Below are 21,627 nucleotides of genomic sequence, written 5' to 3' on the forward strand. Positions count from 1 at the left end.
GACGCACGAAGGGCCCGCGGCGGGTCGTCCCGCCGCGGGCCCTCCTGCGTGGTGGTCGGGCCGGTCAGAGCGTCCGGATGCCCGCGCGCGCGATCGTAAAGCCCTTGCCCGTGGCGTCGTCGCGGCACGTCATGCCGGTCTCGGCGCTGTCGCACGTGAAGGGGCCGACCGTCTTGGAGGTGCCGTAGTCGAGGATCGCGGTGTCCCCCGGCGCGGGCTGCGGCTGCTCGGCCGCGGGCACGCACGGCTGGTCGACGCTGCCGTCGGCGTCCAGGACGACCTTGTAGCCGACCGTGCCGTCGCACCCGTCCACCGGGGCGGGCTGCGTGCCGAGCTGGGCGATCACGCACGTCGCGCTGACGTCGGTCACCTCGCACGTGATGTTCCGCGACTCCGACGCGAACGTCTCGGACACCGTGGGCTCGGCAGGCGCCGGCTCCTCGGCACCGTCCGTGGCGGTCGCCGCCGGGGACGTCGACGCCCCGCCGAGCGGTTCCTCGTCGCCGCCGCCGAGCAGCGAGATCGCGAAGACGATCGCCCCGAGGACGAGCAGCGCGTCGACGACGATGAACGCGATCCACCCCGCGCCCAGCCGGTTCGAGCCGCGACCGCCGCCGTCCCCGCCGCGCCCGTCGCGCCGACCGGTCGACGGGCCGGACGGGGCGCCCGTCCCTCCCGACGAGGCTCGCGGGGCGGCGGCGGCCGGGGCTGCCGAGGCCGGCGGGTGGTAGGCGGGCTGCTGCGCGGGCGGCGTGGCGGCCGCGTAGGCGGGCTGGGCGGTCGGCTCGTACGCCGCCGTCCCGCCCGCGTACGGACCGGCCGCGGCGTGACCGGCTGCCGTGTCACCCGGCGCGTAGCCGGGACGGCCCGCGGCCGTCCCGACCGGGGCCGCGACGCCGAACCCGTTCTGCTCGGTCGCGTAGCGCACGCGCTGCGGCGGCACCGGTGACGGCGAGGGCGCCGGGACCGCGGGCTGCGCGGCCGTCGGGAGCTGGGTGATCGGCGTCACGTGCTGGACCGTCGTCGCCTGGAAGGACGCCGCCGACGCGACGACGGTCGGCTGGCCGTCCGCGGGCGTCGCGCGCGGCGCCTGGGCCGTCGGGCCGCTCGTCGGGGCGAACGAGGGCGGCCCCGAGGTCGCGTGCGCGGGCACGGGGGCGAACGCCGTGGTCGGCTGGGCGTCGTCACGACCGACCGCGGCCCCCGGGACGCCGCCGGGGGGCGGCGGCGGCGGTGGCACGGGTGCGTTCGGGGACATGCTCGGCTCCTCGCGGGCTTCCTCGGCGGACTCGCCCGGCGCGACCGGGCGGCGGGCGCTCCTGACACCGCCCGCGAACTGACGAAGCATGGCACGAGCCACCCGCACCGGTCGAACCCCGGGAGCCCCACGACGCCCTCGCCCCCGGGGTCTGCACGACGTCCGCACGGCGTCCGCGCGACGGCGGCGCCGTGCCCGACGTCAGTCGAAGACCGGACCCTGGGTGCGCGTGCGCTTGAGCTCGAAGAAGCCCGGCGTGCTCGCGACCAGGACGCACCCGTCCCACAGCCGCCCGGCGGCCTCGCCCTTCGGCGCGGGCGTCACGACGGGACCGAAGAACGCCGTCCCGCCGAACGCGACGACGGGCGTCCCGACGTCCTCGCCGACGCGACCGATGCCCTCGGCGTGCGACGCGCGCAGCTGCTCGTCGTAGGCGTCGGAGCCCGCGGCGTCGGCGAGCGACGCGGGCAGGCCCACCTCCGCGAGCGCCTCGAGCAGCACCGCGTCGTAGTCGGTGCGGCCGCCCGGGTGCAGGCGCGTCCCGATCGCGTCGTAGAGGGGCTTGACGACATCCTCGCCGTGCTCGACGCGCGCGGCGGTGACCACGCGCACCGGGCCCCACGCCTTCGCCATGAGCTCGCGGTACTCCTCCGGCAGGTCGCGGCCCTCGTTGAGCACCGCGAGGCTCATCACGTGCCAGCGGACGGTGACGTCGCGCACCTGCTCGACCTCGCCCATCCAGCGGCTCGTCATCCACGCCCACGGGCACACGGGGTCGAACCAGAAGTCGGCGACGCGCAGGTCGTCCTCGGTAGCGGTGGGGTCGGTCGTCGCGGTGAGCGTCACGGGGCGGTCTCCTTCGTCGTCGGGCGCGCCCGGGGTCCGGGTCGCCGGGGCGCGGCGGCCGGGCCGACGGCGTCCCCACCCCGTTCCGACACCGCGCGACCGCAGCGTATTCCCGGGAGCGGGCGCGGGCACGCGTGGGATGATCGTCCGTGGCCCACAGGCCGCCGTCGAGGCCGACCGGCCCGACCACGAGACCGAGGAGATGCAGTGCCCGGAGAGAACCTCACCCGCGCCGAGGCGAGCGAGCGCGCGGCGATCGTCGACATCCAGTCCTACGAGGTCGACCTCGACCTCACGACGGGGGCGACGACGTTCGCGTCGACGACCGTGGTGCGGTTCACCGCGACCGAGGGCGCGAGCACGTTCGTCGACCTCGTCGCGCCGACCGTGCGCGAGGTCGTGCTCAACGGCCGTGCGCTCGACCCGGCGCAGGTGTTCGCCGACTCGCGCATCGCGCTCGACGGCCTCGCGGCCGACAACGAGCTGCGCGTCGTCGCCGACTGCGCGTACACCAACACGGGCGAGGGCCTGCACCGGTTCGTCGACCCGGTCGACGGCGAGGTCTACCTCTACACGCAGTTCGAGGTCCCGGACTCGCGGCGCGTGTTCGCCGTCTTCGAGCAGCCCGACCTCAAGGCGACGTTCGCGTTCACGGTCACCGCGCCCGCGGCGTGGGAGGTCGTGAGCAACCAGCCGACGCCCGCGCCCGAGGCGCTCGGCACGAAGGCCGACCCGACCGGCACGGGCGCCGGCGACGTCGAGGTCGCGCGCTGGGCGTTCGAGCCGACGCCGCGCATCTCGTCGTACATCACCGCGCTCGTCGCGGGGCCGTACGTCGTGGAGCGCAGCGAGCTCACGTCGTCCGACGGCCGCACGATCCCGCTCGGGGTCTTCTGCCGCGCGTCGCTCGCCGACCACATGGACGCCGACTACGTGTTCGACAAGACGCGCGAGGGCTTCGCGTTCTTCGAGTCCGCGTTCGAGCACCCGTACCCGTTCGACAAGTACGACCAGCTCTTCGTGCCCGAGTACAACATGGGCGCGATGGAGAACGCCGGGTGCGTGACGTTCACCGAGACGTACGTGTTCCGGTCCAAGGTCACCGACGCCGTCAAGGAGCGTCGCGTCGTGACCATCCTCCACGAGCTCGCGCACATGTGGTTCGGCGACCTCGTGACCATGAAGTGGTGGAACGACCTGTGGCTCAACGAGTCGTTCGCGGAGTACGCGTCGACGCTCGCGACCGCCGAGGCGACCGAGTGGCGCGAGGCGTGGACGACGTTCGCCGCGATGGAGAAGTCCTGGGCCTATCGCCAGGACCAGCTGCCCTCCACGCACCCCATCGTCGCGACGATCAACGACCTCGAGGACGTGTTCGTCAACTTCGACGGCATCACCTACGCCAAGGGCGCGTCGGTGCTCAAGCAGCTCGTCGCGTGGGTCGGCAAGGAGCAGTTCCTCGCCGGCGTCGCGGCGTACTTCCGCAAGCACGCGTGGGGCAACACCGAGCTGCGCGACCTGCTCGTCGAGCTCGAGGCCACGAGCGGCCGCGACCTCACCGAGTGGTCCGCGCTGTGGCTCGAGACCGCGGGCGTGAACACCCTGCGGCCCGAGTTCGACCTCGACGCCCACGGCCGCTTCACCACGTTCTCCGTGGTGCAGACGGCGGCGGCCGACCACCCGACGCTGCGTCCGCACCGGCTCGGGATCGGCTTCTACGACCTCGTTGACGGCGTGCTCACGCGCGTGCACCGCACCGAGGTCGACGTGGCCGGGCCGCGCACCGAGATCCCCGAGCTGCTCGGCCTCGACCGCCCGCAGCTCGTCCTGCTCAACGACGACGACCTCGCGTACGCGAAGATCCGCCTCGACCCCGCGTCCCTCCAGGTCGCGACCGAGCACCTCGCGGACCTCGCCGACCCGCTGGCCCGCTCGCTCGTCTGGGGCTCCGCGTGGGACGCGACGCGCGACGGCGAGACGCCGGCCAGCGACTACGTGCGCCTCGTGCTGGGCAACATCGCCCGCGAGACCGAGTCGACGACGATCCGCACCACCCTCAACCAGCTCGCGCTCGCCGCGAAGACGTACGTGGCCCCGGAGCGCCGCGAGGAGACGCTCGCGCACGTCGGCGACGTGCTCTGGTCGCTCGCGCAGGACGCGGCCCCCGGCTCGGACCTGCAGTTCCAGCTCGTGAAGTTCTTCGCGCACCTCGCGTCGACGCCCGCGCACGGCGAGGCGCTCCGGTCGCTGCTCGACGGCTCCGCTGCCCTCGACGGGCTCGAGATCGACACCGACCTGCGCTGGGAGATCCTCGAGGGGCTCGTCCTGCTCGACCTCGCGGACGACGCCGAGATCGAGGCGACGCTCGACGCCGACTCGACCGCGACGGGCCAGCAGTCCGCCGCGCGGGCCCGCGCGACGGTGCCCACCGCCGCGGCGAAGCGCGCCGCGTTCGACCGCCTCGTCGGCTCGGACGACGCCCCCAACGCGATCGTCCGCGCCACCACGCTCGGTTTCCAGCACGTCAACGACCCCGAGTCGCTCGCCCCGCTCGTCGGCGCGTACTTCGACGCGCTGCTCCCCCTGTGGGACCAGCGGTCGTACCACATCGCCGAGGCGCTCGTCACGGGCCTCTACCCGGCCCCGCTCGCGAGCACCGTGCTGCGCGACGCGACGCAGGAGTGGCTCGACGCCAACGCCGACGCCGCCCCGGCGCTGCGCCGGCTCGTGGTGGAGAACCTCGCCGGCGTCGAGCGCGCCCTCGCGGCCCAGGCCGCCGACGCCTGACCCCTCGGTCAGCACCCCTCACGACCGCGCGCCGGGTCGCTCCGTCCGACGGAGCGGCCCGGCGCTCGTCGTCCCGCGCGGGTCCGCGACCAGGTGGTACCGGCGCGGCGAGCAGGCGATCCCGGCGCGTGCGGCGAGCGGGACGGGCCAGGACGGCCTGCTCGGCCGGTCAGAGGGAGTCGTTCATCGCCTTGGCGAGAGAGCGCAGGCGGGCGGAGTCGAAAAGGTCCTCGAGCAGGACGAGGTTGCCCGACGAGTCGCCGAGGGGCACCTTCCAGTTCGGGTACTCCTGGTCCGTGCCCGGCTGGTTCTGCGAGCGGCGCTCCCCCACGGCGTCGGCCAGCGAGACGCCGAGCAGCACCGCCGGGGTGCTGCGGACGAGGCGGTGCAGGGCCTCGACGAGCTCGCGCTCGGACGGGTCCTCGCCCACGAGCGACCGCTCGCGCAGGAACGCGATCATCGCGTCCCGCTCGGCGCGCGCGGCCCGCCGCACGTCGGCGACGTCCTCCGTGAGCACGCCCAGACGGTCCCGCAGCTCGACGTGCTCGCCCGCGAGGTAACCCGCCGTGGGCGGCAGGTCGTGCGTCGTGACGGTCGCGAGCGCGAGGCGCCGGTAGTCCTCCGGGGGCAGCGGACGGCCGTCGTCGGTCTTCTCGAACCACAGGACGGACGTGCCGAGGACGCCGCGGTCCGCGAGGTAGTCACGGACCCAGGGTTCGAACACGCCGAGGTCCTCGCCGATGACCATCGCGCCCGCGCGGTGCGCCTCGAGGCACAGGATGCCGACGAGGGCCTCGTGGTCGTAGCGGACGTACGCGCCCGCGTCGGCACGCGCCCCGCCCGGGATCCACCACAGCCGGAACAGGCCGATGACGTGGTCGATCCGGATCGCGCCCGCGTGCCGCAGGACGGTGCGCAGCATGTCGCGGTACGGGGCGTACCCGGCCCGCGCGAGCGCCCGCGGGTGCCACGGCGGCTGGGACCAGTTCTGGCCCTGCTGGTTGTACATGTCCGGCGGCGCCCCGACGGACACCCCGGTGGCGAGCACGCCGCGGTGCGACCAGACGTCGGCGCCCTCGGGGTGCACGCCGACCGCGAGGTCGTGCATGATCCCCACCGACATGCCCGCCTCGCGCGCGGTGCGCTGCGCGACGCGGAGCTGCTCGTCGGCGACCCACTGGAGCCAGCAGTAGAACTCGACGCGGTCGGCGAGCTGCTCGCGCAGCGCCGCGACGGTCGGGCCGTTCGGGTCGGACGCGCCGGGCGGCCAGTCCCGGTCGCCGTAGTGGTCGGCGAGCGCGCACCACGTGGCGAAGTCCTCGAGCCCCTTGCCCTGCTCGGCGCGGAACGCGTCGAGCGACGCCTGGCGGGCGGTGGACCGGGGCGCGGTGAACACGACCTCCAGCGCCGCCTTCTTGGCCTCCCACGCGGCGTCGCGGTCGATGGGACCGGGGTCGGTGTCGAGGTCGCGCACCGGGTCGAACGCCCACTCGACCAGCGAGCGGTCGGCCGCGGACAGGTACCCCGTCTCGCGGATGTCCTCGACCCTGATGTACAGCGGGTTGACGAAGCGGCGGCTCGTCGGGAGGTAGGGCGAGGGCGTCATCGGCGTGCGCGGCTCGGCGGCGTGCAGCGGGTTGACGAGGACGAAGTCCGCGCCGGCCTCGTGCGCGGCGAGCCAGGCGAGGTCGGCGAGGTCGGCCAGGTCGCCGACGCCCCACGACGCGCGCGAGCGCACCGAGTACAGCTGGGCCATGAAGCCCCACGCGCGCCGTTCCGCGACGGCGGCGGGCAGCTCGAGCCGCTGCGGCGTCACGACGAGCGTCGCGCGCGCGTGGGCGCCGTCGCTCTCGGCGTGCAGGTCGTGCCACCCGAGGGGCAGGTCGGCCGGGATCTCGAACGTCGCGCGGCCGACGCGCCGGCCGTCGACGGTGCGCGGCTCGACGAACACGTCGAGCTGGCCGAGGTGGCGGCGCTCCCGGGGGGCGCGCGCGGCGTGGTGCCCGGCGACGCCGGAGCGGCCCTGCTCCGCCTCGAGCTCGACCCAGACGTCGACGGCGGCGCCGTCCTGCACGTGCACGGGGACCGGCACGGCGTCGCCCTGCCGGACGACGACGGTCGGGGGCAGCATCTGCCGCCACGCGTCGTCGCGCGAGTGCTCGAGGCTGACGGCGACCTTCTCCGGGGACGACGCGGGGACGCCGAGGGCCTCCAGCACGGCGACGAGGGTCGAGGCCCGGACCTGGCGGCGCGTCCCGTCGAAGTCCCAGAAGTCGGACGCGACACCGTGGGCGTCGGCCAGCTGCACCAACGGCTCGGGCAGGTCCGTCTGCGGGGGTTCGCTCACGCCTGCATCCTGCCAGACCAGGGCCTTGCGGGCAGGACGATCGCCCGGCGTGCCCGGGTCGCTCTCATGTGCCCCGGGTACCCTGCCCGCATGTCCCTCCCCCTTCTCGCTCCTGCCGTGCGCGCGCCCGCGGAGGTCCCGGAGGAGCTCGCCAACGGCTTCGACGCGAGCAACCCCGACGACTGGTTCGAGTGGTTCGTCGGCCTCCCGCTGCGCGTGCTGCTCATCGTCGTGATCGGGGCGCTCGTCCTCGCGGTCGTGCGCCGGCTCATCCGCCGCGTCTCCGAGCACATCGCCGAGGGCACGCCCACGCTCCGCGGCAAGCGGCTCAAGGGCCTCGGTGGCTCCGAGGTCGGCAGCGTGCTGCTGCGCGCGAACCCGCTCGCGAGCGCCCGCCGGGCCCAGCGGGCGCGGACCGTGGGCTCGGTGCTGCGCTCGACCGCGAACATCGTCATCGGCGCGACGATCGTGCTCATGGTGCTCACCGAGCTCGGCGTGAACATCGCGCCGTTCCTCGCGTCGGCCGGCATCGCGGGCGTCGCGCTGGGCTTCGGCGCGCAGAGCCTCGTGAAGGACTTCCTCTCGGGCACGTTCATGCTCCTCGAGGACCAGTACGGCGTCGGGGACACGGTCGACTTCGGCGAGGTCACGGGCACCGTCGAGGAGGTCGCGCTGCGCGTGACGAAGGTCCGCGACGGCAACGGCACGCTGTGGTTCGTCCGCAACGGCGAGATCCTGCGGACGGGCAACAAGACCCAGGAGTGGGGTCGCGCGGTGGTGGACGTGCGCGTCGCGTACTGGGCCGACGTCGAGGCCGTGCGCGCGGCGCTGCTCGCGGCCGCGGAGGAGGTCGGGAGCGACCCGGTGCTCGGCACGTACTTCCTCGAGCCGCCCGAGGTCACGGGCATCGAGGCCATGACGGCCGAGGCGCTGCAGCTCAGGGTGCAGGTCAAGACGCAGGCCGCGATGCAGTGGGAGGTGGCGCGCGCGCTGCGCTCGCGCGTCCGGCAGTCGCTGTCCGACGCCCGCGTCCCGCTGGCCGGGGCGCAGCAGGTGGTCGTCCTCGACCACTCGCCGTCGCTGCCCGACGACCGGGCCGACGACCGAACCGACGCGCGGCCCGACGACCGTCCCGACGACACGGGTGACCGGTCCGCGCAGGCGGCCCGCGAGAGGCGCGGCGCCGCCGCGGCGACCGTGGTGCAGGACGTGGCGGGCGGCCCGGCGTCCTGAGCCGCGTGGCGCCGTCGGGCACGACCACGACGGCGCCGGTCCCTCCGTACGGAGGGACCCGGGGGGACTCAGCGCAGGCCGTCGAGCTCCGCGGCGAGGTTGTCGGCCTCCGGGCCGACGATGACCTGGACGACGCGGCCCGAGCGCACGACGCCGAACGCGCCCGTCGCCTTGAGGCGCGCCTCGTCGACGAGCTGCGGGTCCGTGACCTCGACGCGCAGGCGCGTGATGCACGGCTCGAGGTCGACCACGTTGCCCTGACCCCCGAGGGCGTCGAGGATGTTCTGTGCCTTCTGGTCCGAGGGGGTGCTCATCGAAAGTGTCTCCTGAGGCGAGTCGCGGGTGGGGATCCGCGCGGGGGATCCGGGGTGTCGGGGTGCCGAGCACCTGGGAACAGCCTAGTCTCCTGGCGAGGTTGTCACCGGATCGACGCGGCCCCGCAACGCCCCCGCAACAGGGACGTGCACGGCGGCCTGGCGGTCGGACCGTGACGGGCACGCGTGCGCACCGGCCCGGGCACCCGGGTCGCACGCCCGAGGCGGACGAGGAGCGAGGGTCGTGACGGGCGGAACCGAGGACGAGGCACGGCAGGTCATCACGGGCATCGGCGTGTGCCCCGGCACGGTCGTCGGGCCGGTGGTGCTCATGCCGGAGGCGATCGACGAGCCGGCACCGGGGCTGCGCATGGGCCCGCGCGAGGACCACGAGGCGCAGGCGCGGCGCGTCGACGCCGCGGCGGAGCAGGTCGCGGGCGACCTCCAGCGCGCCGCGGACGCCGCCGACGGCGACGCGCGCGACGTCCTCGAGGCGACGGCGGCCATGGCGGCCGACCCCACGCTCGCGGCCGACGCGCGGCGCCGCGTGCTCGACGAGCACCTCGTCCCCGAGCGCGCGGTGTGGGAGGCCGCGGAGGAGGTCGTGCGGCAGTTCACCGAGCTCGGCGGGTACTTCGCCGAGCGCGCCCGCGACGTCGCAGACGTCCGCGACCGGCTCGTCGCGGCCCTCACCGACCGTCCCGCGCCCGGGGTGCCCGAGCACACCGAGCCGTTCGTCCTCGTCGCGTACGACCTCGCGCCGTCGGCCACGGCCGCGCTCGACCCCGCGCGCGTGCTGGCGATCGTCACCGACAGCGCCGGGCCGACGTCGCACACCGCGATCGTCGCGAACGCCAAGGGCATCCCCGCGGTCGTCGCGGCCACGGGAGCGAGCGCGGCGCTCGCACCGGAGGACGTCGTGCTGGTCGACGGCGCGGCCGGGACGGTCGTCGTGCACCCGTCGCCCGAGCAGGTGGCCGCGGCGCGGGCCCGCTCGCAGCAGGTGCGCACGTTCGACGGCACGGGCCGCACGCGCGACGGGCACCGGGTGCAGCTCCTCGCGAACGTCGGCGACCCGGCGGGCGCCGCGGCGGCGGCCGCGTCCGGCGCCGAGGGCGTCGGGCTGTTCCGCTCCGAGTTCTGCTTCCTCGACCGCGAGCAGCCGCCGACGGTCGAGGAGCAGGTCGCCGCCTACCGCACCGTCTTCCGCGAGTTCGGCGGGCGCAAGGTCGTGATCCGCACCCTCGACTCCGGCGCGGACAAGCCGCTGCACTTCCTCACCGTCGACGACGAGGAGAACCCGGCGCTCGGCGTGCGCGGGCTGCGCACCGCCGCGCGCTGGCCGGAGCTGCTCGAGCAGCAGCTCGACGCGATCGCGCAGGCCGCCGCGGCCGAGGAGGCCGAGGTGTGGGTCATGGCGCCCATGGTCTCGACCGTCGGGGAGACCGAGTGGTTCGTCGAGCGCTGCCGCGCGCACGGCCTCGACGTGGCGGGCGTCATGGTCGAGGTCCCGAGCGCCGCCCTGCTCTCCGGGCCGATCCTCGCGCGCGCGGCGTTCGCGTCGATCGGCACCAACGACCTCACGCAGTACACGATGGCCGCGGACCGCCTCCTCGGGTCGCTCGCGGAGCTGAGCGACCCGTGGCAGCCCGCCGTGCTCCGGCTCGTCGAGGCGACGTGCGCGGGCGGGGCCCAGCAGGGCCGGCCCGTGGGCGTGTGCGGCGAGGCGGCGTCCCAGCCGGTGCTCGCCGTCGTGCTCGTCGGGCTCGGGGTGTCGTCGCTGTCCATGACAGCGCGTGCGATCCCCGACGTCGCGGCGCTCCTGCGCGAGGTCGACGTCGACGAGTGCCGCCGGCTCGCGCGCCTCGCGGTCGACGCGGAGAGCGCGGCCCAGGCGCGCGCCGTCGTGCGCGAGAACCTGCCGGTGCTCGCCGAGCTCGGGCTGTGACGTGCGCCCGGACCGCCCCGGGCGGCGGCTCCGGGCTCGGGAGCGCGCCGCCGCCGGTGCGATGATGGGCCGGTGACGACCGAGCCCACCCCCCGCCCGACGCTGCCCGTCGCCGGACTGTCGAACGGCGCGCCGGCCGGCCCCGCGGGCGCGACCGCGCCGGTCCGCCCGAGCCGCACGTTCTACGACGAGGTCGGCGGGCACGAGACGTTCGTGCGCCTCGTCGACGCGTTCTACGAGGGCGTCGCGGACGACCCGGTCATGCGGCCCATGTACCCCGAGGAGGACCTCGGCCCGGCGCGCTGGCGGCTCACCGCGTTCCTCGAGCAGTACTGGGGCGGCCCGACGACGTACAGCGAGCAGCGCGGCCACCCGCGCCTGCGCATGCGGCACGCGCCCTTCAAGGTCAACCCCGACGCGCGCGACCGCTGGCTCGCGCACATGCGCGCCGCCGTCGACACCCTGGACCTGCCGCCGATCCAGGAGGCGACGCTGTGGGACTATCTGGAGCGCGCGGCGCACTCCCTCCTCAACACCTTCGAGGACTGACCGACCCGCCGCCCGAGCGAAGGAGCCCCCACCCGTGACCCCCGAGCCCACCCCGCCGTCGACCTCCTCGGCCTCCCCCGGCCCGACGTCGGACGCCGCCCCGCGCGAGCAGGTCCCGAACCCGCTGAACCACCTCCTCGACGTGCTGCGCCTCGAGCGGGTCGGCGACGGCGACGGGTCGGCCGCCGACCCGGAGCACTTCCGCGGGGTCTCCGTGCACCAGCCGACGGGCCGCGTCTACGGCGGGCAGGTGCTCGCGCAGGCGGTCCTCGCCGCGGGCCGCACGGTCCCCGAGGGCCGGCTCCCCCACTCCCTGCACGGGTACTTCCTGCGACCCGGCGGCCTCGACGTGCCGATCGACTTCGCGGTCGAGCGGCTGCGCGACGGGCGTTCGTTCAGCGCCCGCCGGACGCACGCGATCCAGCACGGCAAGCCGATCCTGTCGATGATCTCCTCGTTCCAGGAGGAGCAGGGCGGCATCGAGCACGCGTCCGAGATGCCCGACGCCCCGGCCCCCGAGGAGGTGCCGTCCGCGCTCGACGTGCTCGGCGGCATCGACCACCCCATCGCGCGGTTCTGGTCGCACCACTCGGCGTTCGAGCTGCGGCACGTGGGCGGGTCGCTCTACCTGCACCCGGACCACGAGCCCAAGGACCACCAGATGGTGTGGATGCGGGCGCGGGGCGACGTCGGCGACGACCAGCTGCTGCACCGAGCGCTCATGGCGTACGCGTGCGACCAGGTCATGCTCGAGCCGATCCTGCGCCAGGCGGGCACGAGCTGGGTCACGCCCGACATGTCGATCGCGAGCCTCGACCACGCGATGTGGTGGCACCGCGACGTGCGCGTGGACGAGTGGCTGCTCTACGTGCAGTCGGCCCCGAGCGCCCAGGGCGGCCGCGGGCTCGGCGCCGCGCGGGTGTTCGCGCAGGACGGCACGCTCGTCGCGTCGATCGCCCAGGAGGGAATGGTCCGCCTCCCCGCGCTCTGACGGGCGACGGACGCGCGTCGGCCCGACACTGTCCTGGTGCGACTGCGCCGCGTGACCGTGACCTCGCCGGGGTACACCCGCCGCCCGAAGGGCGACGCGTGGGTGTTCCTCGACGTCGAGGGCCTGCCCCTGGCCGACGAGGAGGAGGTCGCGCGCTGCGAGCGCCTCGCCGTCCCGCCCGCGTGGTCCGACGTCTGGATCTGCCGGTACCCCAACGGGCACATCCAGGCGTTCGGCCGGGACGTCGCCGGGCGCGGCCAGTACCTCTACCACGAGCAGTGGCAGGTGCGGCGGGCCCGCCGCAAGCACGACCACGTGCTCGACGTCGGCCGTCGCCTGCCTGCCGCCCGGCGCCGGGTCGCGCGCGAGCTCGAGCTCCCCGGCATGCCGCGCGAGAAGGTGCTGGCGCTCGCGTTCCGGCTGCTCGACCTCGCGTACTTCCGGGCGGGCGGCGAGATCTACGCGAAGCAGAACAACAGCTACGGCCTCGCCACGATCCGCAAGGAGCACGCGCGCGTCCGCCGCGACGGGAGCGTGCACTTCCACTACCCGGCGAAGTCGGGCCAGGTGCGTGACGTGGTCGTCGAGGACCCGGTGGTCGCCGAGCTCGTGACGACGCTCAAGCGACGCCGGGGCGGCGTCGAGCTGCTCGCGTGGCGCGACGCGGACGCGACCGGCAGCGCGGTGTGGCACGACGTCACGAGCGCCGACGTCCAGGCCGGCATCAAGGAGCGCCTGGGCGACGACGCGACGCCCAAGGACTTCCGCACGTGGCACGCGACGGTGCTCGCGGCGCGTGCCCTGGCCGACGCCGGCACGGCGCCCGCGTCCGATCGCGCCCGGCGCCGGGTCGTCACGGGGGTCGTCAAGGACGTCGCGGAGGAGCTCGGGAACACGCCCGCCGTGGCGCGGTCGTCGTACATCGACCCGCGGCTGTTCGACCTGTGGGAGCGGGGCGAGACCATCGGGTCGACGCGCTCGCAGACGCGCGCCGAGCGCGAGGTCCTGGAGCTCCTCGGATGAGGGCCGCGGTCACCGGGGTCACCGGGTACGTCGGCGGGCGGCTCGTGCCCGAGCTGCTCCGCGCCGGCTTCGAGGTCCGTGCGCTCGCCCGGCACCCCGAGCGGCTCGCGGGCCGCGAGTGGGCGGACGACGTCGAGCTCGTCGAGGCGGACGCGAGCGACCTGGACCAGATCCGGGCGGCGCTCGAGGGCGCCGACGTGGCGTACTACCTCGTGCACTCGCTCGGCACCGGGCGCACGTTCGAGGTCCGCGACCGGCGCACCGCGCTGACGTTCGCGCGCGCGGCGCGCGAGGCCGGCGTGCGGCGCATCGTCTACCTCGGCGGGCTGTTCCCCGACGTGCCGGAGGGCGAGCTGTCGCCGCACCTCGCGTCGCGCAAGGAGGTCGGGGAGATCCTGCTCGCGTCGGGCGTCCCGACGACGGTCCTGCGCGCCGCGGTCATCCTCGGCTCGGGCTCGGCGTCGTTCGAGATGATGCGGTACCTCACCGAGCGGCTCCCGGCCATGACGACCCCGAAGTGGGTCGACAACCGCATCCAGCCGATCGCGATCCGCGACGTGCTGCGCTACCTCGTCGGCTCGGCCTCGATGCCCGACGACGTGTCGCGCGGCTTCGACATCGGCGGCCCCGACGTGCTCACCTACCGCGACATGATGCAGCGGTACGCGCGCGTGGCGAACCTCCCCCGGCGGCGCATCGTCAGCGTGCCGGTGCTCACGCCCCGGCTGTCGTCGCACTGGGTCGGGCTCGTCACGCCCGTGCCGAGCGGCATCGCCCGACCCCTCGTCGAGTCGCTCCAGCACGAGGTCGTGTGCCACGAGCACGACATCGCGCAGTACGTGCCCGACCCGCCCGAAGGGCTCATCGGGTTCGACCGGGCCGTCGAGCTCGCGCTCGAGCGCATCCACGACGGCGAGGTCACGACGCGCTGGTCGTCCGCGTCGGTGCCCGGGGCGCCGTCGGACCCGCTGCCGAGCGACCCGGACTGGGCGGGCGGCTCGCTCTACGTGGACGAGCGCCGCACCGTCGTGGACGCGCCGCGCGAGGTGCTCTGGCGCGTGATCGAGGAGATCGGCGGGCAGGGCGGCTGGTACTCGTGGTCGCTCGCGTGGCGCGTGCGGGGCCTCATGGACCGGGTCGTCGGCGGGCCGGGCCTGCGCCGCGGCCGGCGCGACGAGCGCTACCTCCGCGTGGACGACGAGCTCGACTGGTGGCGCGTCGAGGCGATCGAGCCCGGGCGCCGGCTCCTGCTGCGTGCCGAGATGCGGCTCCCGGGCCTCGCGTGGCTCGAGCTGCGCGTCGACGAGGCGGCGGCCGAGCTCCCCGACGCGACGGACCCCGACGCGCCGGGTCCCTCGCCGGAGGACGCCAGCGGGCCGGGCCGGACCTACTTCGCGCAGCGCGCGCTGTTCCACCCGCACGGGCTCGCGGGCCAGCTCTACTGGTGGGCCGTCAAGCCGTTCCACGGCGTGGTGTTCGGCGGGATGCAGCGCAACGTCGCCGAGGCCGCCGAGCGCGCCGCGCGCAGCGGTCGCCCCTCCGCGGACCGGCCGCGGGACGACCGAGAGCCGGGCTGACCGGAGCGGCGACGCACGCCGCCGCTCCGGGGGCTCAGCGGCGGCGGCGGAACGTCAGCGGTTCCTCGACGAACGGCTCCCACGCGGCGCGCTCGGCCTCGCTGATGCGCCGGGGCGAGCCCGTCGCGGCGTCGACCACGACGATCGTCGTCGCGGCCTTCGCGTACGGGGCGCCGCCCGAGGTGGGGCCGGTACGCTCGAAGCGCGCTGCGCCGTCGTGCACCTCGTAGCAGACCTCCAGGCTGGCCCCGCCGAGGTGCCCGATCCACAGCTCGACGCGGACGGGCGTGCGCGTGAAGCCGAGCGGGCGCAGGTACTCGATCTCCTGGCGCGCGACGAGCGTGTGGCTCGTCGCGTGGGGGCCGGTCTCCAGGACGGCCGTCGGCCAGGCGTCCTCGCCCGCGTCCGGGTGGGTCCAGAACGCGGTGATGCGGGCGTCCTCCAGCAGGCGGAACATCTCGACGTTGTTGACGTGCGCGTACGCGTCGAGGTCCGACCACCGCAGGGAGACGGGGACGTGCAGACGGGTCATGGAGGGTCCTCTCGCTCGACGGTGCGGCCCGGCGCGACCGGCGGGACAGGTGCCCCGGTCACCGGACCGGGTCCATTCTCCACCGGCCCGCCGACCACGAGGCTCCTCCGCGCCGAGCACGAGGTTGCCGTCGTCCTGGCGCCCAGGACGACAGCAACCTCGTGCTCGGCGACTGGAGGTCGGACGGTCAGGACGCGGCGACGAGAGCCGCGGCGCGGCAGCTCGCTAGCGCGGAGAGCTCCTCGCCCACGGGGAGCCGCACGAGTCGGTCGGCCACCTGGCCGACGGCGTCGCGCAGCCGCCGTCGGGCGCGCGCCGCCCGCCGTCGTCCGCCCACCGCGGCCGCGGCGCGCGAGACGAGCGCGACGAGCACGCCCACGACGATCCCGCCGAGGGCGAGCAGCGTCGGCCACGGCAGCTCCGGGGCGCCCGGGCCGCCGAGCGTGAGGACCGGCGTCGGCGGCTCGGGCAGGCGCAGGTAGGTGAACCCCCACAGCGCGGCGAGCCACAGCAGGCCCACGACGAGCGCCGCGAGCACGAGCCACTGGAACGCGCCGACGACGCGCCACCACACCGGACGGCGGGCCGCCTCGAGCTCGGTCCCCGCGACGGCCTGGTCGAGCGCGTCGGCGAGGTCCGCCGCGCCCTCGGACGCCCGACGGCGCACGGCGAGCGCCCAGTCGTCCGGCACGCCCGCGGTGGCCTCGGCCGCGTAGTCGCGCACCGCCGTCTGCGCGCCGGCCCGCAGCGCGGCACCGACCGCCGGGAGCGAGGTCCGCGCGAGCTCGGGCCGGCTCGCGGTCTCGGCCGTGCCCAGCTCCTTCGCCGCCCGCGCGCGCGCCGAGCCCGGGGCGGGCCCGGTGCGCAGCCCGATGCGGCGCAGCGGGTCGGGCCGGAACCGGCCGACCCAGCGCGTCACGGGCCAGCCCGTCGCGGCGCGCGCGTCCCGCACGGCCGAGCCGCGCACGGCGGCGACGACCGTCGGGACGCCCGCCGCGGCCTCCAGGGCGTCGACGAGGCCGTCACGTGCCCGTCGCGCCGCGCGCTCCGGGACGGGCTCCCCGCACGCCGCCGCGACGCGGCGCGCGACCGCGCGCACGTCGGCCGCGAGCCGGTCGTTGGACGCACGACGCCGGGCCGCGGCGTCCGCGAGCAGCCCCCGCAGCTCGTCCAGGCCCTGGCCGGTGCGGGCCGAGACACCGAGCACGCGCGCGTCGGCGAGCCCGTCCTCGGCCGCGAGCCGGCGCAGGTCGGCGAGGCACGCGTCGGCGTCGGCGGGCGTGAGCCGGTCCACCTGGTTGAGCACGAGGACGACGACCGACCCGTGCCCCGCGAGCGGGCGCAGGTAGCGCTCGTGCAGCGCGGCGTCCGCGTACTTCTGCGGGTCGACGACCCACACGAGCAGGTCGGCGCGCTCGACGAGGCGTTCCGCGCGCACGCGGTGCTCGACGACGACCGAGTCGTGGTCGGGCAGGTCGAGCAGCACGAGGCCGCTCGTCAGCTCGCCCGCGCGGCGACCGCGCAGGAGCGCGCGCAGGCCGCCGCCCGCGCGCGCGTCGCCCGGGTCCCCGGAGGTGAGCGGGGTGCCCATCTCGTGCCGTCGCCGCACCTCGAGCCAGTCGAGGAGGGCGGCCGGTCCCGCCGGGCCGGCGGCGGGTCCCGACGCGCCCCACACCGCGGCGAGCGGGTGGGACGTCGTGGGCCGCTGCACCCCGACCGTCGCGAGCTCGGTGCCCGCGAGCGCGTTGAACACCGACGACTTGCCGGAGCCGGTCGCACCCGCGAGCGCGACGACGGTGTGGTCGGCCGACAGCCCGGCCCGCTCGCGCGCGCGGGCGACGACGGTCCGCGCGTCGGCGAGCAGGTCGGCGTCGACGCGCCCCTCCCCCGCGCGCACGGCGGTCTCCAGCGCGGTCGTGCGCGCCGCGAGGTCGATCGTCATGCCTGCTCACCCCCCAGCAGGCGGCGCCAGAACCCCGGCCGCCGGGCCGGCTCTGCCGCCTCGTCCCCCGGCGCGACCGCGGACTCGTCCGGAGGCGGCGGGGTCCACCCCGCGCCGCGCAGGAGACGCGCGGCGTGCCGACCCACGGCGGTCCGGCCGCCGTCCGCACCGGCCGCGACGGCGGGGCGTGCGGACCGCTCGACCCGGGCCGCGGCCTCGACCGCGCGCGCCGCCTCGAGGACCGAGCGGGCGGTCTCGTCGGCGTCGGCCGTCCCGAGGGCGTCGAGCTGCGCGGTGTAGCGCAGCGACTCGTCGTCGAGCACCACGCGCACCCGCTCCGCGAGCCGCTCGCGCGCGGTCCGCGTGAGGCGCCGCACCGCGTCGTCGCCGAACACGGCCTCCAGGAGCTTCTGCGCGAGGATCGCCGTCCCGCCCGCGATCCCGACCTCGGCGCCCGTCAGGCCGCCGGTCGAGGCGAACACGACGACCATGAGGCTCAGCCCCAGCCCGTTGATCCCGAAGGACAGCGCCCGCGCGGCGCCGCGCTTGCCCGCACCCTGCTCGCGCACGAGGTCGAGGACGTCGGACTGCCAGCCCCGGATCTCCTCCGCGACGCGCGCCCGCACGCCCGCGGACGACCGCGCCAGGTCGAGCCCGTCGAGCAGGGCCGACCCCGCGGGGTCCGCGCGCCACCCGCCGTAGGCGCGCTCGGCCGCGACGTCCGTCGCGTCCAGGATCACCGCCTCCAGCCCGTGCGCGATCGCCTGCTCGACCTGCGGCGCCTGCGCCGGACGCCCGCGGAAGAACGCCGCGAGCGCGTCGCGGACCCGGCCGACGCCCTGCTCGACGGAGCGGAACAGCTCGCTCGTGCCCACGAAGTCCTGCCAGCGCGCGAGCACCTCGCCGCGCAGCAGCGCGCCGTCGCTCGTCGCGGCGTCCACGGTCGTCGCCGCCTCGTCGTACGCGCGCTCGACGACGCCGCGCAGGCGCGCGTCCGACGCCGCCTGCGCGTCGGCCGCGCCCGCCACGAGGACCGCCCGGCGCACGAGGTCGTCCACGACCCCGTCGCGCGTCGCGGTCGCGACCCGGTCCCGCTCGTCGCCGTCCGCACCCAGCGCGGAGAGCCACGACGCCACCGCGGCGACCGCCCGCTCGGGGAGGAAGCCGTCGACGAGCTCGGACTCCCCCACGACGAAGAGCGTCGCGGCGTCGAGGCCGTTCTCGTCCATCATCCGGCGCAGGTCGTCCGCGACGGCCTCGGTGCCCGGGTCGACCCGGTCGAGGACCATCGCGACCTGCGCGCGGCGCTCGGCGGCACGGTGCAGGAGGTCCCACGGGACGGCGTCGGCGTAGCGGGCGGCTGTCGTGACGAACAGCCACAGGTCGGCCGCGGCGAGGAGCTGCGCGGCGAGCTCGCGGTTCGCCGTCTCCACGGAGTCGACGTCGGGCGCGTCCACGAGCGCGAGGCCCTGCGGCAGCGCGTCGCTCGCGACGAGGCGCAGCGTGCGCGTCGGGTCGGGCGGCGTGGCGGGCTCGCCGGGCCTGGTCCCGGTACCGGGACCGGTCGCGGTGCCGGTCGGGGTGCCGGGGGCGGCGGACCGGGTGCCGTGCTCGCTCACGCGCGCGAGCCCGGGCAGCACGCGGTCGGTCGAGAACCAGCGCTCGTCGAGCGGGTGGTGGACGAGGACGGGCGCGCGCGTCGTCGGGCGCAGCACGCCGGGCGCTGAGACGTGCTCGCCGAGGAGCGAGTTCACGAGCGTCGACTTCCCCGCTCCGGTCGACCCGCCGACGACGACGAGCAGCGGCGCCGCGTGCGAGCGCAGCCGGGGCAGCAGGTAGTCGTCGAGCTGGTGGACCGCGAGGCCGAGGTCCTCGCGCGCGAGCGCCGCGCCGGGCAGGTCGAGCGGGAGCCGCGTGGCGGCGAGCCGCCCCCGCAGGATCTCCAGCGCTTCGACGAGCCCCGTGGTCGCCGAGGCGCTCGCCGCGACCCCGCCGGCGCGCGGTCCGTCGGGGCGCGTGCCGTCGGGGGTCGGCGCGTCCGGACGGACCGCGTCGTCTCCGGAGTCACCGCTGGCCGTCATCCCGTCAGTCTGCCGGAATGCCGCTGGCCAGGCCCGATGGGACACGAGAGGACCGTCCCCGCACCCCCCGACATCGACGCGCAAGGGTCGAGACCGCCCCTGCGAGGGTCGACCGCGACCGCACGAGCCGGTCTCGCGGAGGGTCACTCCCCCAGGCGGTGCCGGAGCCACGCGACCCCGACCTCGGCCTGCGCCCGCTGGAACGCGCGCAGGTGCGGGATGCCCGGCGGCGCCGGGTCGAGCGAGGACTTGAGGAAGTAGCCGGTCAGCGCGGCGAGGTAGGAGGTCACGGCGTCGGGCTCGACGTCGCGCGGCAGAGGGTGACGCCCCAGCACCTCCTCGGGCGGCGGCCAGGACGGGCCCGGACGCGCCGACGCCGGGCGGGAACGGGTCCCGCCCGGCGTCGTGGCCGAGCCGTGCGACGACGGTGGTCAGTCGCGCGTGAGCTTGCGGTACGTCACGCGGTGCGGACGGGCCGCCTCCGCGCCGAGACGCTCCACCTTGTTCTCCTCGTAGGAGGCGAAGTTGCCCTCGAACCAGTACCAGCTCGCCGGGTTCTCCTCGGTGCCCTCGTACGCGAGGATGTGGGTCGCCACGCGGTCGAGGAACCACCGGTCGTGGGACACCACGACGGCGCAGCCGGGGAACTCGAGCAGCGCGTTCTCGAGCGAGCCCAGGGTCTCGACGTCGAGGTCGTTCGTCGGCTCGTCGAGCAGCAGGAGGTTGCCGCCCTGCTTGAGCGTCAGCGCGAGGTTGAGGCGGTTGCGCTCACCACCGGACAGGACGCCCGCGGGCTTCTGCTGGTCCGGGCCCTTGAACCCGAACGACGCGACGTACGCGCGCGACGGGATCTCGACGTTGCCGACCTTGATGAAGTCGAGGCCGTCGGACACGACCTCCCACAGCGTCTTCTTCGGGTCGATGCCGCCGCGCGACTGGTCGACGTAGGAGATCGACACGGTCTCGCCGACCTTGAGCTCGCCGCCGTCCAGCGGCTCGAGCCCGACGATCGTCTTGAACAGCGTCGTCTTGCCGACGCCGTTCGGGCCGATGACGCCGACGATGCCGTTGCGCGGCAGCGTGAAGCTGAGGCCGTCGATGAGCTGGCGGCCGTCGAAGCCCTTCTGGAGGTTCGACGCCTCGAGGACCAGGTTGCCCAGGCGCGGGCCCGGCGGGATCTGGATCTCCTCGAAGTCGAGCTTCCTCGTGCGCTCGGCCTCAGCAGCCATCTCCTCGTAGCGGGCGAGACGCGCCTTCGACTTGGTCTGGCGGCCCTTCGCGTTCGAGCGGACCCACTCGAGCTCGTCCTTCAGGCGCTTGGCGAGCTTGGCGTCCTTCTTGCCCTGGACCTGCAGACGCTCCTGCTTCTTCTCCAGGTACGTCGAGTAGTTGCCCTCGTACGGGTAGAGGCGCCCGCGGTCGACCTCGCAGATCCACTCCGCGACGTGGTCGAGGAAGTAGCGGTCGTGCGTGACGGCGAGGATCGCGCCCGGGTACGTCGCGAGGTGCTGCTCGAGCCAGAGCACGGACTCGGCGTCCAGGTGGTTCGTGGGCTCGTCGAGCAGCAGCAGGTCCGGCTTCTCGAGCAGGAGCTTGCACAGCGCGACGCGGCGTCGCTCACCACCGGAGAGCACCGACACGTCGGCGTCCGGCGGCGGGCAGCGCAGCGCGTCCATCGCCTGCTCGAGCTGCGAGTCGAGATCCCACGCGTCGGCGGCGTCGATCGCCTCCTGGAGCGTGCCCATCTCGGCGAGGAGCGCGTCGAAGTCCGCGTCGGGCTCCGCCATGAGCGCGGAGATCTCGTCGAAGCGCTGCTTCTTGGCGAGGATGTCGGCCACGGCCTCCTGGACGTTGCCGAGCACCGTCTTCTCCTCGTTGAGCGGCGGCTCCTGGAGCAGGATGCCGACGCTGTACCCCGGGGAGAGCCGCGCCTCACCGTTCGACGGCGTGTCCAGGCCGGCCATGATCTTGAGGATCGTGGACTTCCCGGCGCCGTTGGGGCCCACGACGCCGATCTTGGCGCCGGGCAGGAAGTTCAGGGAGACGTCGTCGAGGATGACCTTGTCTCCGTGCGCCTTGCGCGCCTTGTACATGGAGTAGATGAACTCAGCCACAGCCTGTCGTTCCACCGTTTCGGTCGGGAGAGGTACGGGATTCGTCGACCACTCAGCCTACGCGGTCGGGCCGCCGGGACGCGCC

General features: G+C 75.4%; 17 protein-coding genes. 8 read left to right on the forward strand and 9 right to left on the reverse strand.

The window, feature by feature from the left end; translation table 11 throughout:
* Nucleotides 1-64 precede the first annotated feature (64 nt).
* The gene (locus B8281_RS15355) at nucleotides 65-1,009 is read right to left on the reverse strand and encodes a hypothetical protein (protein ID WP_085388158.1); all 945 of its coding nucleotides are present in this window, start codon (nucleotides 1,007-1,009) and stop codon (nucleotides 65-67) included.
* On the opposite strand from B8281_RS15355, the gene B8281_RS15360 reads away from it, so the two are divergent.
* Complete coding sequence (locus B8281_RS15360; RefSeq protein WP_085388159.1) at nucleotides 996-1,340, forward strand: hypothetical protein; 345 nt, start codon at nucleotides 996-998, stop codon at nucleotides 1,338-1,340. The two genes, B8281_RS15355 and B8281_RS15360, sit on opposite strands and share 14 nt — an antisense overlap.
* A 119-nt stretch (nucleotides 1,341-1,459) precedes the next feature.
* On the opposite strand, the gene B8281_RS15365 is transcribed toward B8281_RS15360, so the two are convergent.
* The gene (locus B8281_RS15365) at nucleotides 1,460-2,011 is read right to left on the reverse strand and encodes a disulfide bond formation protein DsbA (RefSeq protein WP_232322801.1); all 552 of its coding nucleotides are present in this window, start codon (nucleotides 2,009-2,011) and stop codon (nucleotides 1,460-1,462) included.
* 300 nt (nucleotides 2,012-2,311) lie between these two features.
* Between B8281_RS15365 and pepN the strand changes: the two genes are divergently transcribed.
* Nucleotides 2,312-4,891, forward strand: a complete 2,580-nt coding sequence (gene pepN, locus B8281_RS15370) for an aminopeptidase N (protein ID WP_085388160.1) — start codon at nucleotides 2,312-2,314, stop codon at nucleotides 4,889-4,891.
* 169 nt (nucleotides 4,892-5,060) lie between these two features.
* On the opposite strand, the gene malQ is transcribed toward pepN, so the two are convergent.
* On the reverse strand, nucleotides 5,061-7,238 hold the full coding sequence (gene malQ, locus B8281_RS15375) for a 4-alpha-glucanotransferase (RefSeq protein WP_085388161.1): 2,178 nt from the start codon (nucleotides 7,236-7,238) through the stop codon (nucleotides 5,061-5,063).
* Between the two features lie 90 nt (nucleotides 7,239-7,328).
* Between malQ and B8281_RS15380 the strand changes: the two genes are divergently transcribed.
* Nucleotides 7,329-8,471: a mechanosensitive ion channel family protein gene (locus B8281_RS15380; RefSeq protein ID WP_085388807.1), complete on the forward strand. Its 1,143-nt coding sequence runs from the start codon at nucleotides 7,329-7,331 to the stop codon at nucleotides 8,469-8,471.
* A 68-nt stretch (nucleotides 8,472-8,539) separates the two neighbouring features.
* Here B8281_RS15380 and B8281_RS15385 read toward each other — a convergent pair whose 3' ends face one another.
* On the reverse strand, nucleotides 8,540-8,785 hold the full coding sequence (locus tag B8281_RS15385; protein WP_043658687.1) for a glucose PTS transporter subunit EIIB: 246 nt from the start codon (nucleotides 8,783-8,785) through the stop codon (nucleotides 8,540-8,542).
* A 331-nt stretch (nucleotides 8,786-9,116) separates the two neighbouring features.
* On the opposite strand from B8281_RS15385, the gene ptsP reads away from it, so the two are divergent.
* The 5 genes from ptsP to B8281_RS15410 all read left to right on the forward strand — a co-directional run bounded on the left by ptsP (nucleotide 9,117) and on the right by B8281_RS15410 (nucleotide 14,873).
* Entirely contained in the window at nucleotides 9,117-10,733 is a 1,617-nt protein-coding gene (ptsP, locus tag B8281_RS15390) for a phosphoenolpyruvate--protein phosphotransferase (protein WP_232322802.1), read from the forward strand.
* A gap of 117 nt (nucleotides 10,734-10,850) precedes the next feature.
* Nucleotides 10,851-11,282 (forward strand): globin, encoded by a 432-nt coding sequence (locus B8281_RS15395; protein WP_044144497.1) that lies wholly within the window; start codon nucleotides 10,851-10,853, stop codon nucleotides 11,280-11,282.
* Nucleotides 11,283-11,424: 142 nt separating this feature from the next.
* On the forward strand, nucleotides 11,425-12,273 hold the full coding sequence (locus B8281_RS15400) for an acyl-CoA thioesterase II (protein ID WP_232322803.1): 849 nt from the start codon (nucleotides 11,425-11,427) through the stop codon (nucleotides 12,271-12,273).
* A 33-nt stretch (nucleotides 12,274-12,306) separates the two neighbouring features.
* Nucleotides 12,307-13,296, forward strand: coding sequence for a DNA topoisomerase IB (locus B8281_RS15405; protein ID WP_085388164.1), 990 nt, complete (start codon nucleotides 12,307-12,309; stop codon nucleotides 13,294-13,296).
* Nucleotides 13,293-14,873 (forward strand): SDR family oxidoreductase, encoded by a 1,581-nt coding sequence (locus tag B8281_RS15410; protein ID WP_043658691.1) that lies wholly within the window; start codon nucleotides 13,293-13,295, stop codon nucleotides 14,871-14,873. The genes B8281_RS15405 and B8281_RS15410 overlap by 4 nt, the downstream gene beginning before the upstream one ends.
* A gap of 34 nt (nucleotides 14,874-14,907) precedes the next feature.
* On the opposite strand, the gene B8281_RS15415 is transcribed toward B8281_RS15410, so the two are convergent.
* From B8281_RS15415 to ettA, 5 genes are all read right to left on the reverse strand, one after another.
* Entirely contained in the window at nucleotides 14,908-15,405 is a 498-nt protein-coding gene (locus tag B8281_RS15415) for a thioesterase family protein (RefSeq protein WP_043658693.1), read from the reverse strand.
* Between the two features lie 187 nt (nucleotides 15,406-15,592).
* Nucleotides 15,593-17,347 carry a GTPase gene (locus B8281_RS15420; protein WP_085388165.1) on the reverse strand — a complete coding sequence of 585 codons (1,755 nt, stop codon included), beginning with the start codon at nucleotides 17,345-17,347 and terminating at the stop codon, nucleotides 15,593-15,595.
* On the reverse strand, nucleotides 17,344-19,428 hold the full coding sequence (locus tag B8281_RS15425; protein WP_085388166.1) for a GTPase domain-containing protein: 2,085 nt from the start codon (nucleotides 19,426-19,428) through the stop codon (nucleotides 17,344-17,346). Before B8281_RS15425 ends, B8281_RS15420 begins: the two co-directional genes overlap by 4 nt.
* 143 nt (nucleotides 19,429-19,571) lie before the next feature.
* Entirely contained in the window at nucleotides 19,572-19,718 is a 147-nt protein-coding gene (locus B8281_RS15430) for a hypothetical protein (RefSeq protein ID WP_157446645.1), read from the reverse strand.
* 141 nt (nucleotides 19,719-19,859) lie between these two features.
* The gene (gene ettA, locus B8281_RS15435; protein ID WP_021483138.1) at nucleotides 19,860-21,542 is read right to left on the reverse strand and encodes an energy-dependent translational throttle protein EttA; all 1,683 of its coding nucleotides are present in this window, start codon (nucleotides 21,540-21,542) and stop codon (nucleotides 19,860-19,862) included.
* Nucleotides 21,543-21,627: the final 85 nt, after the last annotated feature.

Source organism: Cellulosimicrobium sp. TH-20 (assembly GCF_002105775.1).
Lineage (GTDB): Bacteria > Actinomycetota > Actinomycetes > Actinomycetales > Cellulomonadaceae > Cellulosimicrobium > Cellulosimicrobium funkei.